Below are 17,904 nucleotides of genomic sequence, written 5' to 3'. Positions count from 1 at the left end.
TATCCTTGGTGCTATGAGACCGGTTACAGACGTTGTAAACCATACTTGTCGGCGCGAGTATTCCGTTATTTTGTTATCAACTTACGATTCTTGTTTTCTGTGATCGGCGTAGCGCTGCCGGAGAGGTGAAGATGTAACTAATGGATTTTATAAGGATTTATATGAAACCGATCATAGTAAGACGAAACGGTGAGGAAAAAAGTGTGATTAGTGATGTGGAATCGCCAGGAAGTAGCTATAATGCGCCCCGCCTCCATGTAGCAATCGAGGCGCGGAAGATCGTCATCTCCGGTGAGGTGGCTGGACTTCAAATCCAGTTGGGGCCGCCAGCGGTCCCGGGCAGGTTCGACTCCTGTGATCTTCCGCCAAAATTCCACTGTTAAAACATGATTATCGTAGCTACTTGCTGTTTCATCTGGCACTATAATTTTTCTCAAACATCGTTGGTCACTTAGCTATCAATATAGATGAGGTGATTTTTATACTGATATATTTAGTGATTAATTAAAAACCCTCTTCTAACATATTAAATTTTCAAGCTATCTGACCACAATGAAAATCCTTGCTTACATAACCAATGATTAAAAACGGTGGATTATAATGGACTGTAAAATTCCAAACCAACTAAAAAATGCCATAAAAGAAGATAAACTTTTGATATTTGTTGGAGCTGGTTTATCATCTAGCGTTGGATTGCCGCTCTGGAAAGACATTGTTAGCAAGACCCTTGATAATCCTAACATTGAAAAAGGCCCAGGATACAAATCAGCTTTGAATGATGGTTTATTTAGCCCACTTGAAATACTCGACAAAATAAAAGAAAGCAATAAACGAGAAATATTTAAAACATTCGAATCAGAAACATCAAAGCAGATTAAATCTGGTATATATAAAAAACTTGAAAAATTAAGCAAAAAATTCATTACCACTAATTATGATACTTTAATTGAGTTTAACACCGGCATCAGAAAAATCGATACAAACAGTACATATAACCTCCAAAAAATTGATGAATCAGAACCTTTTGTATTAAAAATACACGGATGCACAAGTGCTATTGATAATGCTGTTATATTTACATCTGATTATAAAAATTTATATGAAGGAAATGGCTTAGCCAAATTCCAGCTTACTAAAATAATATCCTCACACAGTTGTCTCTTTATCGGATATAGTTTGAGCGATCATTATTTAGTTGATCTTTTTAGCACTCTTAATAGTATGTATGAAGGCATTGGAAAAGAACATTACATCATTTCAACGGAGAATATAAACCACGATTTTGTTGATACAATTAGATTAAATAACTATGATGAACTCCCATTATTACTAGAAAAATTAACAGATAATAGTGATGGTAAAGAAGTTGAAGTTATTAGTAATAATGAGGTCTATGAAAACAATGATAACGATGACGGATATCAAATCAAGTTAGTGCATGATACTCCACCTATAATTGAATGCTGGGCTGGACGAATCGATGAAATGAATGCATTAAGTTTATTTCATAAAGCTTGTTTTATTACCGGCATTGGCGGTCAAGGAAAGTCAGCTCTAGCATCAAAATATTTAACGGAAATTGCTCCGAGCGATTTTGACATTTGTGAGTGGAGAGATTTTAAGGAGGAAGAACTAAATTTCCAAACAAAACTATATCAACTAATAGAAATTATTTCGAAAAATGAAATCCTTACGAAGAATCTGATTGGGCTAGAAACTGATGCTCTCGTAGATATTTTCTTCCAGCAATTAGGTGAGCAGAAGGGTGTTTTTGTATTTGACAATATAGATAAGTATATTGATTTACAAAAATTCGTACCTTCAGGCGAAATGAAAAAATTCTTTGAATGTGTATTGAATATAAACCATAACTCAAGATTTATATTTACGTGCAGACCTTTTATCCATTTGGCACGAGTAGGTACTTATCAAATACGTTTAGAAGGATTAAAATACCATGAGGTTCAGGAACTAATTACTAAATATCATCATAACATTAAAGATAATGATTTAAAAAATTTAGCAGAGCGCCTATATAGAAACACCCAAGGGCATCCTTTATGGATGGGACTTATCCTTGCACAATCGAGAGTCAAGGTTGAAAACATTGATAAAGTTTTGAAAAAAATAGAAAGAAGGGACATATCAAAAGATGACACAAATTTTTCCACTATCGTTTCAGCAACAGTTTTAGAAAATTTATGGGACGAACTAAAGGAAAAAGAAAAAGTAATATTACGGACATTATCAATATGCAACATAGCAGAATCCCATGACGAACTTGCGAAAATAGTTTCAAGGAAACTTAATTATAATCAATTTTCAAAATCAGTAAGATCATTAAAATCACTTAATTTACTTGTTGAAAAAGGAGGTGAGGGATATTTAGAATTACATCCTTTGGTTAGAGAATTCATTAAAGGAAAATACGATGAAAGAGAGCAAGAGAGTTATATAGCATTATATGTTAGTTATTTAGATGGTATAATAGTATTACTAAAAAACAAATTTGGAAAAGTTCTTCCACAAGATGAAATAGAGTTAGTCCTAAAGAAAATAGAAATTCTCATTTCTGCCAACAAAATACAAGACGCTATTGATGAAATTAGATTAACTTCAGATTCATTATTACTTTCAGGCTACTGTGAAGAATACCTTAGGTTATCAGACCTATTATTAGAAAAAATAACATGGTCAAATAAACATATAACTAATCTTTTGGGGTTCTCAGATTTTATAGACATGTTCTTTACCCGGACATCTGTGTTTGGAAGATATGATCTCTTTGATAGATACTCAAAAAGATACGCTGATACATTTCAAATGGCAGACGCTAATTTAATCTTATTAAAATCAGCTCAGTGCCATAAATTTTGGATTGAAAATGATATTAAGCAAGCTATAACATTTGGCAAAAGTGCCTCTGATTTAATAGATATGCTTGGGGAGAAAGATATCTGGTTTGGAAAGCACAGATACAACCTTGCACTTCGTGACTCATGCTTTGAAAGTAATATTGACAAAGCATTGATTTACTTTTGCGAAGGTAAGAGCTTGGATGAAATCACAGATGATAAGATTGACATAACATTTGCTTCGCATTATGGAAACATTGGCAAGTGTTATCTTTTAAAGAAAGAGACAGATATGGCATTAAAGCTTATTTGCAAATCTTATACCGCATTCAAACAATCTTCGTTAAGTTATCACAACCAACATAATATTGGATATGCAGCAAAGTGGATATCTGAAATCTGCTTGTTAGCAGATAATTCAGATTTGAATGGAATATATTTTCTAGTTTATGCTAGAAATATTTGGAAAAATGACATGCCCGGTGAGGCTAATATTATTGAGCGCACAATATCTTCATTACCTTATACTACAGCAGTTCAAACTATTATTAGTCTAGAATCATGGCAAATTGAAAAGTACTGTAACGAATGGGTTGAGTCTGTCCTTGCTTAGAATCCCACTAAAATGATTACGAGCGCTTATTATGAGCGTTCGTAACACTTTTCCTTTTATTGAAGTAGTTTACTATAAATTAGTTAATCCTCTTTAAATTCTAATCTTATTTTACAAGCCTCTTTCACCCACTTACTAAAATTCCCTTTCCCCGCAGCTTTCTCGATCTGTTCTAAAAGCTCGTCCTCAAAACGGATGTTCTTCATCGTGCTTTTAGTACGGTCAAAATTGGGTTTCTTTTTCTCTTGCATGGTAGGTACCATTTCGGTTAGTTTATCTGCATGTGGTACCTACCACATGGATTCGTAATTCTGACAACGCCCAGCAGTGTTGGAGCACTAAAGGGCGTCTAACCTCACCAACTATCAAGGAGTTGATTATGGCTGATCCGCATTCTACCCCAGACACCCCGATTGCAAAAACCGATCGCACGCTCATTGTGGGATATCGCCCGCAGGGAACGAATAAAAGCACACCGAGCCTGACGCTTTCAGGGAAGTGGCTACGAGAAGCGGGATTTGATACCGGGCATCAGGTGACGGTAAAAGTCGCGGAGGGATGTATTGTCCTGATGGCCTGTGACGAACAGCAACAAAAGTTGCTGGATGCGCTAAAAGAGTCCCAACATAAGCTAAAAAGAATAGAAAGTATGCTGGCAGCCCCCCAATAGACCTCCGTTGAACCTGTAAGCGAGACTTACAGGTTCAATATGTGAATCAGCCCTTAATCTGGGCTGTCGGTTATCTCGCCCGCCACCCGTGGGACGCAATTTCAACAGTCGAGTCCTGCGGGCCACACCATAGCACCGATACACCAAGGCGCGCCTACTCAGCGTTCTGCCGCTTCTGTTACAATGCCTCCCCCCGGATCCTGGTGAATGGCGCTCCCGCTGGAGCGTGACGTCGCTGGCATCCATAATCTATCGGCGACGCGTTGCATTTCACATTGCATGATATGTCCGCTAAATGCAGTCGAGCAGTTAACCCGTATCCGGAGAATGCTATGCTCAAATATATTCTTTTAAATTACATGCCAGGCTTAAAGAATTTATTAGATTACGAAAAAAGCTGGCTAAAACAGGATATTAGAGCTGGATTATCCGTCGCGGCGGTGGCGCTTCCCGTTGCTATTGCGTATGCCGAGCTGGCCGGTGTGGGGGCTGTCGTCGGGCTGTATTCCTGCATTTTACCGATGATTGCCTATGCGCTGTTTGGTTCTTCCCGACAGCTTATTGTCGGCCCCGATGCCACCACCTGCGCCGTGATCGCGGCTGTCGTTATTCCTCTGGCCGCCGGAAACCCTGAACTTCACTGGCAACTGACCATCGTCATGACGCTGATGATGGGCCTGTGGTGTATTCTTGCCAGCCAGTTTCGGCTTGGCGCCATTGCCGACCTGCTTTCACACCCGATCCTGACCGGTTTACTTAACGGTGTTGCCATCACCATTATTGTGGGGCAACTGGGAAAAGTGCTGGGCATTACACTCAACCAGGAGCAGGTGATTGAGAAAATTATCGCCTTACCGGGTCGGATCCCGGACAGCCATTTATTAACCGCCGCGATTTCACTGTTAACGTTCGCCATCCTCATTACTGTCAAGAAGTTCCGCAGCCAGTGGCCCGCCCCTTTAATTGCCATCATATTGATGACACTGCTGATGTGGTGTACCCCGGCACAACAGCTTGGTGTTGCCACCATCGGCGGAAGTAACTTTCAGTCGGGTCTGCCCGTTGTCCACTGGGGAACATTCCAGCCCGGTTTAATGCGTGATTTAGTGATCCCGGCGCTCAACCTGGCGTTAGTCAGTTTTGTCAGCCTGATGCTGACAGCGCGCAGTTTTGCGGCCAAAAACGGCTATGGGATTAACGCCGACGTTGAATTCAGAGCCCTCGGCATTGCGAACATCATGTCCGGTTTATCGCAGGGGTTTGCGATAAGCGGCGCAGACTCCCGCACCGCCGTGAATGACGCCAACGGCGGTAAAAGCCAGTTGGTGTCTATTATCGCCGCGCTGGTGATTGCGGTTATCGTCTTGTTCTTCACTGACCCCTTAAAATACATCCCGGTTTCCGCCCTCGGCGTCGTTTTAATTTTTGCCTCATGGTCGTTGATCGATTTACGTGGGCTGTGGGGGCTGAGAAAGAGGAATAAACCGGCTTTCCGTCTGGCCTGTTTTACGTTTGTCTGCGTGTTACTGATTGGCGTTATTCAGGGTATCGGGCTTGCTGTATTACTGGGTTTACTGCAATTTTTGCGCACCGTATTTCGTCCTACGGAGCAACTGCTCGGGACAGATGAAAATGGGATGATCCACTCTTTAGGGAATTCAAACGAGATCAAAATGGTTCCTGGGGTCATGATGTATCGCTTTAATTCACCCCTGACCTATTTTAATGCGGCCTATTTTAAACGGCGGATACTGAATCTGGTTGATGGCGCCACGTTTGACCCCAAATGGGTGGTGATTGACGCCGTTGCGTGCTTTACCCATCCGGATATCAGCGTATTAGCCACCATTGATGAATTAATCAATGAACTCCAGACCCGTAACATCGTGTTAGTGCTGGCAGGCAGAAAAACGGAGTTAACACGCTGGTTTACTGAACACCGACCGATGATGGACGAGAGTAATATTATCTTTGCCCCCGACCTTTATCTGGCGCTCAGGCTGATTCAAAGTAAAGACAGTATGGATCAGGACGCGTAACCGGCGGCGTTTACAGACTGTACCAAAAGCGCATCCCTAAACACTTTTGGTACGGTCAATATTTCGCGTCGGGTTCAGGTTCAGGGAAGTGACTGCTCCAGCGCGTCGCAGCGCGCTTTGACCGCTTCATGCAGCAAGCGCACGGCGGCGGAGAGTTGTTTGCGGTGCGGGCAGATCATGTTTAATGGCGCGCTCTCGCCCTGATATTCCGGCATCAGCACCTGCAACTTTCCGTCTCGCACATCGTCACAGACGTCCAGCCAGGACTTGTACGCGACCCCTTCCCCTGCAATCGCCAGCCGCCGGATGACTTCGGCATCATCGCTCATCATGACGCCATTCACCTGCACGCTACTGACTTCGCCGTTGCGGATGAACGTCCAGCGGTCGTGAAGGCGTCCACGCAGCACGAACGTCAACGCATTGCGCTGCGCCAATTCCTCCGGGCTGTGCGGTTCGCCATGTTGCGCAATCCAGTCTGGCGAGGCCACCAGCACGCGGCGATTACCGGGTGCAACAGGCAGCGCGATGTACGAGGCGTCTTCGGTGTGGCCATAACGAAACGCGACATCAACCGGATCTTTGAACACATCGGCTATTTGATCGGAGAAAAATATCCGCAGCCGTAGCGCGGGGTGGCGACGGCGGAAGGACTGAAAAACAGGCAACAGCAGGTTTCGCCCGAGGTCGGACGGCACGGCAATTTGCAGCGTCCCGGAAATCTCGTCGTCCGGCGTGTGGATCTTTTGCAACCCCGCGTACATCGCCTCCAGCATCTGGCGGGCGTAGGGCAGCCAGATTTCGCCTTCCGGCGTCAGGCGCAGGCTGCGGGTCGAGCGGGCGAACAAGCGAATGTTTAATATGGATTCCAGCCGTTTGATGGCTGAACTGACCTGAGCAGGCGGCACGCCTGCTTCTCGCGCGGCGTCACTAAAACTGTTTAACGCCGCAGCGCGGACAAACAACGTGAGATCTTCAAGGCGGAACATGTGCACTCCCCGAGTATAAGTCCGGTCGCCGTCAGGCTATTTTTCCCGTTCTGCCGTCGGTTTGCCATCGAATTATTCATACAGAATATCCACGCGGTTACCGGTGACGACTTGCACATTATCTCTGCTATTATGCCTGCACATAAAAAAGACAAAACAACACGCAGAGGAAATAATGAGTTCCACCAGAAGAGGGATGATGAACGTCCTGATCGCCGCCGTTTTGTGGGGCAGTTCAGGGGTATGCGCGCAGTACATTATGGAGCAAAGCCAGATGTCGTCGCAGTTTCTGACGATGACGCGTCTGATATTCGCCGGACTGATCCTCCTTATGCTTTCCTTTGTGCATGGCGATAAAGTGTTTTCCGTCATCAGGAATCGCAAAGACGCCCTGAGCCTGCTTATCTTCTCCATCGCTGGCGCGCTCACCGTACAGTTGACCTTCCTGCTCACTATCGAGAAATCCAACGCCGCCACCGCCACGGTGCTGCAATTTTTGTCACCGACGATTATCGTGGCGTGGTTCGCGCTGGTGCGTAAAGCGCGACCCGGCATTCTGGTGCTAACCGCCATTCTCACCTCGCTGATTGGCACTTTTTTACTGGTGACTCACGGCAACCCAACGTCGCTGACGATTTCACCTTCCGCACTGTTCTGGGGAATTGCCTCAGCCTTTGCCGCCGCGTTTTATACGACCTACCCGTCGACGCTGATTGCGCGGTACGGCACGTTACCGATTGTCGGCTGGAGTATGTTAATCGGCGGGGTGATCCTGTTGCCGTTTTACGCAGGAGAGGGCACCCACTTCGTGGTCAATGGCAGTCTGATTCTGGCGTTTTTCTATCTGGTGGTGATCGGCACGTCGCTGACGTTTAGCCTGTACCTGAAAGGCGCGCAGATGATTGGCGGGCCGAGGGCCAGTATTCTGAGCTGCGCAGAGCCATTGAGCAGTGCGTTGCTCTCACTGCTGTTGCTGGGGATCACGTTCACCCTGCCGGACTGGCTGGGTACGCTGCTGATCCTCTCCTCGGTGGTGCTGATTTCAATGGACTCCCGCCGCCGCGCCAGAGGAGTCTGATGTCAACCGGCGCGGCAACGGGTGAGCATTACCAGCCCGGCACCGCGCCGCCGTTAAAGATTTTCTCTGCCGCTTTAGCGACTTCAGGCGACTGATAGGACTGAAGAAATTCTTTCACGTTTTCGGCGTCTTTATTGTCTTCCCGCGCCACCAGAATGTTCACATACGGCGAATTTTTATCTTCAATGAACACACTGTCATGCACCGGAGACAGCCCGGTCTGCTGAATGTAGGTGGTGCTGATGATCGCCACATCGACTTTGGCATCGTCCAGGACACGCGGTAACTGTGCGCCTTCCAGTTCCATAATGTTCAGGTGACGCGGATTGTCGGTGATATCCAGCGCTGTTGGCAGCAGCCCTGTCCCCGCTTTCAAGGTGATCAGCTTTTCTTTTTGCAGCAGTAACAGCGCGCGACCGAGGTTGGTTGGGTCGTTGGGGATCGCCACCGTCGCCCCCTCTTTCAGTTGATCAACGGTTTTAATTTTTTTCGAATAGCCCGCCATCGGGAAGACAAACGTATTGCCCACCGTCACCAGTTTGTAGTTGTGCGCTTTGTTATCCTGTTCGAGGAACGGGCGATGCTGGAAAACGTTAGCATCCAGTTCGCCGTGGTTGGTGGCGTCGTTGGGCAGCAGCGAACCGCTAAAACCGACCAGTTCGACGTCCAGGCCGTATTTCTCTTTTGCCACTTTTTTGGCGACTTCCGCCACATCCTGCTCGGCGCCGTTAATCACGCCCACCTTGATGTGTTTTGCATCGCTGCTTTGTTGATCGCAGCCTGCCAGCAGTAATCCCGCCAGCAATACTGCCGTGCCTGTCCAGACATGAGGTATCGTCAATTTCACGTTTTTATCCTTTTTAAATAACCGCCTAATGAGTAATGAAATGACTATAACGGGAGAGGCGCGGCGGTTTAAAAATCGAAAAAGCATCAATAAGAAGAAAAAGGCATAACGGGAAAATACCGGATGGCAGAAATCCCGGTTTTCTTCTGGCTCCGCCATCCGGTCATCAAAATGTTTTCGACAAATAGTGGCGGGAAATGCCTTTTTCCGGGAAGTCCGGCAAGGTCATTTGCTGTGTATAGCCGTGTTTCTGGTAAAACGGCAGCGCCTGGAAACTGAAGGTATCCACCAGCGCATGCAGACAACCCCGCGCCTGTGCAGTTTGCTCCGCCGCCTGCATCAGCTTGCTGCCATAACCCGCTTTACGTAAGGATTCACTCACCCACAAATACTCAATGCACAACCAGTCGCCCTTAATTTTCGCAATTAATCCCCCCTGCATTTCACCTTGCGAATCCCGCCAGTAGACAGCGAGATCGCCGAAATTCGTCGTTTTAATAAACTGGCCGTTATAGGCTCGCAGTCCCTTAAAGAGCGCATTCTGGTCGTCTTCGGTCACCGTATCGGTAATCTGTATTTGCATTTTATCCCTCTGAAAAACTACAACTTATGGTTGAACGCATTATTGAAGGTAGCACAGGCTGATGAGAGAGCACGGAACTGTCTACACTTACTCTAGTGATGATGCGCATTGATAAAAGGATGATGACTATGAAACGAATCATGTTACCGCTCGTGACCGCCCTGCTCGTATTGCCGGGAATTGCGCAGGCCAACTCCGCTTACAGCGGCCTCCAGACGGCGAATGAAAAGACGACGGTGCTGAACGACTTACGCAAAATATGCACACCGCAGGCCTCAATGTCGGATGCGGCCTGGGAAAAAAGCATTATGTCTGGTGAAAATAATCAGCAGCATATCCGGGAAGCCATTATCGCCATTGAGCGAAATAACCAGAATAACTACTGGGAAGCGCTGGGTAAGGTTGAATGCCCTGATATGTAGCACGCGGTAACGCGTTGTTAATCTCACCCGCGATACCTTGAAAACGGGCGCTGTAACCGGTTTCTTTTTTCTAAATTCGCTTATTCTCTTTGGAACAGACATTTGTTGCTGACCAAGGAGAAAAAACAATGCGATACCGTTTTCCTGAAAACTTTTGGTGGGGCAGTGCCTGCTCGGCGCTGCAAACCGAAGGCGACAGCCTGAACGGCGGCAAAAGCCAGACCACATGGGATGTGTGGTTTGCACGCCAGCCAGGTCGTTTCCATCAGGGGATTGGCCCAGAAAATACCTCTGGGTTTTATCAGCACTGGAAACAGGACATCGCACTGCTAAAACAGCTAAAACATAACAGTTTCCGCACGTCGCTGAGCTGGTCGCGCCTGATCCCCGACGGTACCGGCGAGGTCAATCCTGAAGCCGTTGAGTTCTACAATCAGGTGATCGACGAGTTACTGGCGCAGGGCGTCACGCCGTTTATTACGCTGTTCCACTTCGATATGCCGATGGTGATGCAGGAGAAAGGCGGGTGGGAAAACCGTGACGTGGTGGCGGCGTTTGGTCGCTATGCGCAAATCTGTTTCGATCTGTTCGGCAACCGGGTTAAGCACTGGTTTACCTTCAACGAGCCGATTGTTCCGGTCGAAGGGGGCTATTTATATGACTTCCATTACCCCAACGTGGTGGATTTCAAACGCGCGGCTACCGTGGCGTATCATACGGTGCTAGCGCACTCGTTAGCGGTTCGCGCTTATCGTGCCGGAAACCACGACGGTGAAATTGGCGTGGTGCTGAACTTAACGCCGTCTTACCCACGCTCGGCACATCCGGCAGATGTTAAAGCCGCACATCATGCGGATCTGCTGTTTAACCGCAGCTTCCTTGATCCGGTGCTGAAAGGAGAATATCCCGCCGACCTGATCGCATTGTTGAAAGAGTACGATCAGCTCCCCGCGTGTCAGCCTGGCGACAAAGAACTGATTGCCGATGGCAAGATTGACCTGCTGGGGATCAACTATTATCAGCCACGCCGTGTGAAGTGCCGGGATTCTGCCGTCAATCCTGACGCCCCCTTTATGCCGGAAGGATTATTTGATTACTACGAAATGCCGGGTCGTAAAATGAATCCTTACCGCGGCTGGGAAATTTATGAGCCGGGTATTTACGATATTATTACCAACCTGCGCGATCATTACGGCAACCCGCGTTGCTTTATTTCTGAAAACGGCATGGGCGTCGAGAACGAGCAGCGCTTTATCGAGGATGGCCATATTAACGACCAATACCGCATTGAATTTGTCAGTGAACATCTAAAGTGGCTACACAAAGGGATCAGCGAAGGCTGCAATTGCCTTGGCTACCACATGTGGACTTTTATTGATAACTGGTCATGGTTGAACGGCTATAAAAACCGCTACGGTTTTGTGCAGTTAGATTTAGAGACTCAACAGCGCACCATTAAACAGAGCGGAAAATGGTTTGCCGCAACGGCTGAAAATAACGGTTTTAATTGAGTAAAAGGGTGACCTCCGGGTCACCCTTCCTGCTTACGGATGGGCGCTTTTTATGCGCACTTTCGAAGCGACCAACAGCGCCGTCAGCAGCATCAATCCGCCGGAGAGCACCAACGGTGACAGCAACCCCAGGTTGTCGAGTGCGTAGCCCCCTGCCGCTGCGCCACAGGTGTTTGCAAGCTGGATCACCGCAACCTGAATAGATCCGGCTTTTTCCGCCTGATCGGCAAGCGTACGCGTGATCCACGTTGACCACCCGACCGGCACCTGCGCAAACGCCAGCCCCCAGATAATGGCGACCCCTGCGGCGACGCTTTTGTCACTCCCCCATAATGTCAGTACCAACGCGCTCACTGCCAGCACCAGCGGTGCGCCCGCCAGCGCCAGTTTGACCGACCGTTTGAGAATAACCGAAGAGAGCGACGTACCAACAAAGCTGGCAATACCAAAACTCAACAACACCAGCGTCAGACCATCAACGTCAAAGCCCGCCAGATTCATATACAGCGGGCGAATGTAGGTAAAGAACGCGAACTGACCGGCAAACGACATGAAGATGGCAATCATTCCGGCCATCACTCCGGGTCGTTGCAGCAGGCTAAGCATGTTTTGCTTTTGGTGAGACGGTTCGCCAGGCAGAGAGGGCAACGCTTTCACCACCCAGAAAATACACAGTACCCCCATCACCGCCGCCGCATTAAAGACGTTGCGCCAGCCAATAATACCGCCTAAAAAACTGCCCAACGGCGCCGCAATCACCAGCGCGATAGAGACTGCGCCAAAAATTACCGACAGCGCTTTTGGTACCGTTCGCGGCGGCACCAGGCGCATAGTGAGTGACGCAGACATCGCCCAGAAGCCGCCAAGCGCCAGTCCGAGGCAAGCACGCCCCATAAGCAGCAATGTGAAGGAGTTGGCAAACGAAACCAGCAGACATGAAATCGTCAGCAGAATGGCAAACAGGAGCACCACATAGCGACGGTCGGTCGCCTGGATAATTTGGGTCACGAACAGGCTGGCAAACATGGCGACAAACGCGGTGACAGTCACCGACTGACCAGCGACTCCCTCAGAGATCCCCAGATCCTGCGCCATGGGCGTCAGCAGACTGACAGGCAGAAATTCCACAGTGATCAGACAGGCGACGCAGAACGCCACAGCAAATACCGCAGACCAGTTAGGTCGGGCCATTTCTCCAGCGCGGGATTTTTCAGCTATACATTCACTCATTTTGTTACCTGCGTCGATTTTTTGTAGAAAAGTTACGCAGTGTAACATTTTAAATGTGACGAACTTAACGTTTTAGCAACTAAAACGCCTTAAACCGAAAGAATACGTCATCCAGGGGCATTAAATATGGAACGCCACTCTCTTACCTGTGGGCAACTTAACATCAATACTTAACTCGCCACCCAGCGCTGCTACGTAACGTTTCAACGTAGAGAGGCGAGGATCATTTTCAGCCTGTTCCATTTTTGCAATGGTTGGCTGCTTCACGCCCATTGCCGCAGCCAGTTCTGCCTGAGACATGTTAAGTTCTTCCCTTAACCTATTTAACGCGATAGCCTGGTGCATCTCCTCCACTTTCTCAGCAATACGCGCCTGACTTTCCGGGCTTTGTTTAACCATCAACTCTTTAAGAGTAGCCATAATTTTTCCTTACTTATTAAGGTGCTTTCTGTACTCAGCATCTGCAAACTTGATCATGTCTTCCTTGAGTGCTTCAGTCTGTTCGTCAAACCACCTGTCGAAAACGTCCGTTGTTTCAACATCCCACATTAGCGATCCCTCATAGCCAATAAGCTATAGATAAATTATAGCCTATTAGCTATAAAATCACTCTATCTCGTCACACTATTTACACGCTTGCCAGTCCGGCCTCACGCGCGGCACGCGCTAACCCGCTTATCCACTCCTGATGCCCGTTAATCATCGGATTCGGGATCGTGCGGGCCAGTTCTTGCGCGGGAACGCCAATCTGCGACTCCTGAGTCAGAATGCGCACGCGCCCCCCCGGTAAATCCTCAAATAGCCACGCGTGAATCACATCCAGACGCGTCTGCGCATCACCTTCCGCCCAACCGTGCCAGGCAATGCGCGCAGCCTGCCCATCCACGGGCGGCACATATTCAGTAATTTGCGCCTCAATCGGAAACCCAAAAGTGGTGAAGCGGAAGCGGGCATTGTCGCTCAACAGCGGGCCGGAGCCATCGTGAAAACGGATGTCCGCGACATTGCTGTAATAGGTCGGCCAGCGCGTGGTGTCGTTAAGCTGCGCCCAGACCCTGCTGGCGTTAAGCCCGGCAACAATGATTTCGTTAGAGGCAAAGTTATCCGTGGTGCCCGGCAGATACGCTTCTGGCCAGATAATGGCGTGTTGTTGAGTGGTTTGTTTCATGATGAACCTCGTCGTAATCGTTAACGAGGGACATCATGCGCGGGGTGAAGATATAAATATAATGACGATTTAGGATAACCATCATCACGAATATTGATATCAGTGCAACCAGTGAACGCCATCTTCGGGCTGAAAAAACGCGTTGTAGCGCATCTGAAAAGCGTTAATTTCCTGCATATCGGGCTCCATTTCGCGCAGAAAACCCAGCGCAAGGCGCACCTGCGCGTCGGTAATCGGTGCCGACAACCGGGCTTTTTGCAGTAAACGGTGCCACTGTTGCAGGCTCTGATCGCTGCCATCCACAATCACGTTCTGCCAGATCAGCAGCACCTGTGCGGCATTTTGCAAATGCGATTCATCGGGGCGATGCAGATACTGTAAAAACGCCTCGCCTTGCGTTTTGCCCATTTGATCGATCATCGATTCCACCGGCACCACATCAATACCAAGACGCTCGCTCAGACGGCGAATCGCCCGTCGGGATCCGGAAGTGAGTACCCGAAAACCGATAACAAACACCACCGCCAGTGTGGCCAGCATTATCCAGACCATGAGTTCTCCTGCTTTATCAGCACTCATGATATCTGGAAACCCCCTGTGAATACTAATCCACCAGAATGATTTTCAACGCAAAAAGCACCGCCACGGCAATGACGCAGAGGTTTAGCTCCCGCCAGCGCCCGGTAAACACTTTCATAATGCAGTACGACATAAAACCCAGCGCAATCCCCTCAGTGATGGAAAAGGTAAACGGCATCATCACCGTCGTGATAAACGCGGGAACCGATTCGGTAAAGTCATCCCAGTTAACGCGAGACAGGCTCGAGGTCATCAGTACGCCAACAAAAATAAGCGCCCCTGCCGTTGCATAGGCAGGAACCATCCCGACCAGCGGTGAAAAGAACATTACCAACAGGAATAATATTCCCACCACCACCGCCGTCAGCCCCGTACGTCCCCCCACGGCTACGCCAGAGGTACTTTCTATATAGGCTGTAACGGAAGAGGTGCCAATAAACGCCCCCGCAACCGAACTCAGGCTGTCGACATACAGCGCCTTATTCATGTTCGGAAATTTACCGTCTTGATCGATTAAGCCTGCTTTATCCGTTACACCAATTAGCGTCCCTGATGAATCAAATAAATTGATTAGCATGAAAGAAAAAATGATACCGGCCAAATTAAGCGATAATGCGCCGCTCAAATCGACTTCGCCCATCACAGCGCTGATATTGGGTGGAACAGAATATACGCCATTAAAATGAACATCACCGAAAAATAATCCACAACACGATGTCACCACGATTGAAACCAGTACGGCGGCATGAAAGTGTCGGGATGAGAGGATGGTAATAATAAAAAATCCCAAAATACCCAATAATACTGTATGTGAGCTTAAGTTACCGATCGCCACCAGCGTGTCTTTATTTGCCACGATGACGCCTGCATTTTTTAACCCCATCATCGCGATAAATAAACCGATGCCGCTGGTGATACCAATACGTAAACTGACAGGAATGTTAGAAATCATCCAGTAGCGAATGCGAAAAAGGGTAAGCAAAAACAGTCCCACGGCCCCCCAAAATATCGCGCCCATACCGGTTTGCCAGCTCACGCCCATCGCCCCAACGACCACAAATGCGAAAAACGCGTTCAGCCCCATTGCAGGCGCCAGTGCGACGGGTAAATTAGCCACCAACCCCATCGCAATACTGCCGATACCGGCAATCAGACAGGTCGTCACAAACACCACTTTGGGGTCCATCTGTGCGGCCCCCAATATCTGAGGGTTAACGAAAACAATGTACACCATCGTTAAAAATGTCGTCATACCGGCGATCATTTCAGTACGTACGGTTGTACCGTGCTGGTGAATTTTAAAGAATCGCGAAAGGCTACCGGAATCCTCTCTTATGTCATCACTGATCTCATTATTCATTTTTTCATCCATTAGCGAGAATATTAACCTGTCTCTTTTTTAAACATATCCCATACTTAATTCAGTGATAATTATCACATTGCAATTGTGCGTTAGCCGATAAACTTTAAATAATCATTTGGTGTTTCTTAATGATAAATAACAATCAAATTGATAAAATCAAAATGAGAAAAATATGGATACTTTTATTAGCTATAAGTTTCATTACATTAGCCGCCAGGAACAGCAGGAATTGTTGGCGGTTTCTCGTGGCGAAGTCGTCGCCGATTATATTATTGATAATGTCATTCTTCTCGACCTCATCAACGGCGGAGAAATGGCAGGGCCGATTGTTATTAAAGGGAAGCATATCGCGGGCATCGGCCCGGAATATATCGATGTCCCGGCATTGCATCGCGTAGATGCCCACGGCGCAACGGCAGTGCCTGGCTTTATCGATTCACACCTGCATATTGAATCGAGCATGATGACGCCCGTGACCTTTGAAACGGCGACGCTGCCACGCGGACTCACTACGGTCATCTGTGATCCGCACGAAATCGTCAATGTGATGGGTGAAACCGGATTTGCCTGGTTTGTCCGCTGTGCAGAACAGGCAAAGCAAAATCAGTACCTTCAGGTTAGTTCCTGCGTTCCGGCACTGGCGGGATGTGATGTGAACGGCGCCTCTTTCACCCTCGAGCAAATGCTTGCCTGGCGCGATCATCCCCAGGTGACCGGGCTGGCGGAAGTGATGGACTATCCCGGCGTCATTGCCGGACAGAATGCGCTTCTCGATAAAATGGATGCCTTTCGCCACCTGACGCTGGACGGTCACTGCCCGGGACTCAGCGGTAAAGCGCTTAACGCCTATATTGCCGCCGGGATCGAGAATTGCCACGAGAGCTACCGCCTGGAGGAAGGGCGCCGCAAACTGCAACTCGGAATGGCGCTCATGATCCGTGAAGGTTCCGCCGCCCGTAATCTCAACGCGCTGGCACCGCTTATCAATGAGATGAACAGCCCGCAGTGCATGCTTTGCACCGACGACCGTAACCCGTGGGAAATTGCGCATGAAGGACATATCGACGCGCTTATCCGGCGGCTGATTTTGCAGCATAACGTACCGCTTCATGTTGCTTACCGCGTCGCCACCTGGTCAGCCGCGCGGCATTTTGGCCTGCACCATCTTGGGCTGCTGGCTCCCGGTAAACAGGCGGATATCGTTCTGCTCAGCGATGCCCGCCATGTGACGGTACAGCAGGTCTTTGTCAAAGGAGAGCCCATCAACGCCGATGCTCTGAAAGCGGAAGAACCCGCAAGACTGGCGAAAAGCGCGCCTCCCTATGGCAACACCATTGCGCGGCAACCGGTATCCGCAGCCGACTTCCCGCTGCATTTCACGCCCGGAAAACGCTATCGGGTCATTGATGTTATCCCTAACGAATTAATTACTCACGCCAACACCAGCCTGTGCACCGAAACGGGTTTTGATCGCGATGATATCAACTATATCGCCGTCCTTGAGCGTTACGGACACCAGCTCCCCGTGGCCTGTGGTTTGCTGGGCGGATTTGGCCTGCGTGAAGGCGCTCTGGCGGCAACCGTGAGCCATGACAGTCATAATATTGTGGTGATTGGTCGCAGCGCCGAAGAGATGGTTCTCGCGGTGAATCAGGTGATCGCCGATGGCGGCGGGTTATGCGTGGTTTGTCACGGGCAAGTACAGTGCCATTTAGCGCTACCGATAGCCGGTCTGATGAGCACCGACACCGCACAATCGCTGGCGGAACAGATTGATGCGCTCAAGGCGGCGGGGCGCGAGTGCGGTGCACTGCCCGACGAACCGTTTATTCAGATGGCGTTTCTCTCTTTACCGGTCATCCCCGCATTAAAGCTCACCAGCCAGGGGCTTTTTGACGGCGAAACGTTTACATTTACCTCTCTGGAGATAGCTGACTAACTGAACAAGAGTAAAGCA

The 17,904-nt window shown here is 48.4% G+C and carries 17 protein-coding genes and 1 tRNA gene; 8 read left to right on the top strand and 10 right to left on the bottom strand.

What is annotated here, in order from left to right:
* Positions 1-273 precede the first annotated feature (273 nt).
* Both ACO7SM_RS00235 and ACO7SM_RS00230 read left to right on the top strand, forming a co-directional pair.
* Positions 274-368 (top strand) — tRNA-Sec (locus ACO7SM_RS00235).
* Between the two features lie 232 nt (positions 369-600).
* Entirely contained in the window at positions 601-3,468 is a 2,868-nt protein-coding gene (locus ACO7SM_RS00230; RefSeq protein ID WP_490469245.1) for an SIR2 family protein, read from the top strand.
* A gap of 83 nt (positions 3,469-3,551) precedes the next feature.
* Here the strand turns inward: ACO7SM_RS00230 and ACO7SM_RS00225 are convergent, their stop codons facing one another.
* The gene (locus ACO7SM_RS00225; RefSeq protein WP_490469244.1) at positions 3,552-3,719 is read right to left on the bottom strand and encodes a YlcI/YnfO family protein; all 168 of its coding nucleotides are present in this window, start codon (positions 3,717-3,719) and stop codon (positions 3,552-3,554) included.
* Positions 3,720-3,847: 128 nt separating this feature from the next.
* Between ACO7SM_RS00225 and ACO7SM_RS00220 the strand changes: the two genes are divergently transcribed.
* Positions 3,848-4,138: a SymE family type I addiction module toxin gene (locus tag ACO7SM_RS00220; protein ID WP_490469243.1), complete on the top strand. Its 291-nt coding sequence runs from the start codon at positions 3,848-3,850 to the stop codon at positions 4,136-4,138.
* A 158-nt stretch (positions 4,139-4,296) separates the two neighbouring features.
* Here ACO7SM_RS00220 and ACO7SM_RS00215 read toward each other — a convergent pair whose 3' ends face one another.
* On the bottom strand, positions 4,297-4,419 hold the full coding sequence (locus ACO7SM_RS00215; RefSeq protein ID WP_490469242.1) for a hypothetical protein: 123 nt from the start codon (positions 4,417-4,419) through the stop codon (positions 4,297-4,299).
* A 51-nt stretch (positions 4,420-4,470) separates the two neighbouring features.
* On the opposite strand from ACO7SM_RS00215, the gene ACO7SM_RS00210 reads away from it, so the two are divergent.
* Entirely contained in the window at positions 4,471-6,177 is a 1,707-nt protein-coding gene (locus ACO7SM_RS00210) for a SulP family inorganic anion transporter (RefSeq protein WP_490469241.1), read from the top strand.
* An 80-nt stretch (positions 6,178-6,257) separates the two neighbouring features.
* Here ACO7SM_RS00210 and ACO7SM_RS00205 read toward each other — a convergent pair whose 3' ends face one another.
* Positions 6,258-7,166, bottom strand: a complete 909-nt coding sequence (locus tag ACO7SM_RS00205; protein ID WP_490469240.1) for a LysR family transcriptional regulator — start codon at positions 7,164-7,166, stop codon at positions 6,258-6,260.
* 175 nt (positions 7,167-7,341) lie between these two features.
* On the opposite strand from ACO7SM_RS00205, the gene ACO7SM_RS00200 reads away from it, so the two are divergent.
* Complete coding sequence (locus ACO7SM_RS00200; RefSeq protein ID WP_490469239.1) at positions 7,342-8,244, top strand: carboxylate/amino acid/amine transporter; 903 nt, start codon at positions 7,342-7,344, stop codon at positions 8,242-8,244.
* A gap of 28 nt (positions 8,245-8,272) precedes the next feature.
* Here the strand turns inward: ACO7SM_RS00200 and nlpA are convergent, their stop codons facing one another.
* On the bottom strand, positions 8,273-9,091 hold the full coding sequence (gene nlpA / locus ACO7SM_RS00195; RefSeq protein ID WP_490469238.1) for a lipoprotein NlpA: 819 nt from the start codon (positions 9,089-9,091) through the stop codon (positions 8,273-8,275).
* 166 nt (positions 9,092-9,257) lie between these two features.
* Positions 9,258-9,674 (bottom strand): GNAT family N-acetyltransferase, encoded by a 417-nt coding sequence (locus ACO7SM_RS00190; protein WP_490469237.1) that lies wholly within the window; start codon positions 9,672-9,674, stop codon positions 9,258-9,260.
* Between the two features lie 128 nt (positions 9,675-9,802).
* On the opposite strand from ACO7SM_RS00190, the gene ACO7SM_RS00185 reads away from it, so the two are divergent.
* Positions 9,803-10,096, top strand: coding sequence for a YicS family protein (locus tag ACO7SM_RS00185; protein WP_490469236.1), 294 nt, complete (start codon positions 9,803-9,805; stop codon positions 10,094-10,096).
* 128 nt (positions 10,097-10,224) lie between these two features.
* Entirely contained in the window at positions 10,225-11,607 is a 1,383-nt protein-coding gene (locus tag ACO7SM_RS00180; protein ID WP_490469235.1) for a glycoside hydrolase family 1 protein, read from the top strand.
* A 33-nt stretch (positions 11,608-11,640) separates the two neighbouring features.
* Here ACO7SM_RS00180 and nepI read toward each other — a convergent pair whose 3' ends face one another.
* The 5 genes from nepI to ACO7SM_RS00155 all read right to left on the bottom strand — a co-directional run bounded on the left by nepI (position 11,641) and on the right by ACO7SM_RS00155 (position 15,944).
* Positions 11,641-12,837 carry a purine ribonucleoside efflux pump NepI gene (nepI, locus tag ACO7SM_RS00175; protein ID WP_490469234.1) on the bottom strand — a complete coding sequence of 399 codons (1,197 nt, stop codon included), beginning with the start codon at positions 12,835-12,837 and terminating at the stop codon, positions 11,641-11,643.
* A gap of 120 nt (positions 12,838-12,957) precedes the next feature.
* Positions 12,958-13,257 carry a helix-turn-helix domain-containing protein gene (locus ACO7SM_RS00170; RefSeq protein ID WP_490469233.1) on the bottom strand — a complete coding sequence of 100 codons (300 nt, stop codon included), beginning with the start codon at positions 13,255-13,257 and terminating at the stop codon, positions 12,958-12,960.
* Positions 13,258-13,465: 208 nt separating this feature from the next.
* Positions 13,466-14,005, bottom strand: a complete 540-nt coding sequence (locus ACO7SM_RS00165) for an SRPBCC domain-containing protein (RefSeq protein ID WP_490469232.1) — start codon at positions 14,003-14,005, stop codon at positions 13,466-13,468.
* A 99-nt stretch (positions 14,006-14,104) separates the two neighbouring features.
* Positions 14,105-14,557, bottom strand: a complete 453-nt coding sequence (locus tag ACO7SM_RS00160; protein WP_203359535.1) for a DUF1198 domain-containing protein — start codon at positions 14,555-14,557, stop codon at positions 14,105-14,107.
* A gap of 52 nt (positions 14,558-14,609) precedes the next feature.
* Positions 14,610-15,944 (bottom strand): NCS2 family permease, encoded by a 1,335-nt coding sequence (locus ACO7SM_RS00155; RefSeq protein WP_490469231.1) that lies wholly within the window; start codon positions 15,942-15,944, stop codon positions 14,610-14,612.
* Positions 15,945-16,119: 175 nt separating this feature from the next.
* On the opposite strand from ACO7SM_RS00155, the gene adeD reads away from it, so the two are divergent.
* Positions 16,120-17,886, top strand: a complete 1,767-nt coding sequence (gene adeD, locus ACO7SM_RS00150; RefSeq protein ID WP_490469230.1) for an adenine deaminase — start codon at positions 16,120-16,122, stop codon at positions 17,884-17,886.
* The last annotated feature ends 18 nt before the right edge of the window (positions 17,887-17,904 follow it).

Source organism: Citrobacter sp. LJND-P06 (assembly GCF_058188415.1).
The sequence above is the reverse complement of the archived record's forward strand: the minus strand, read 5'-3'. Positions and strand labels throughout refer to the sequence as shown.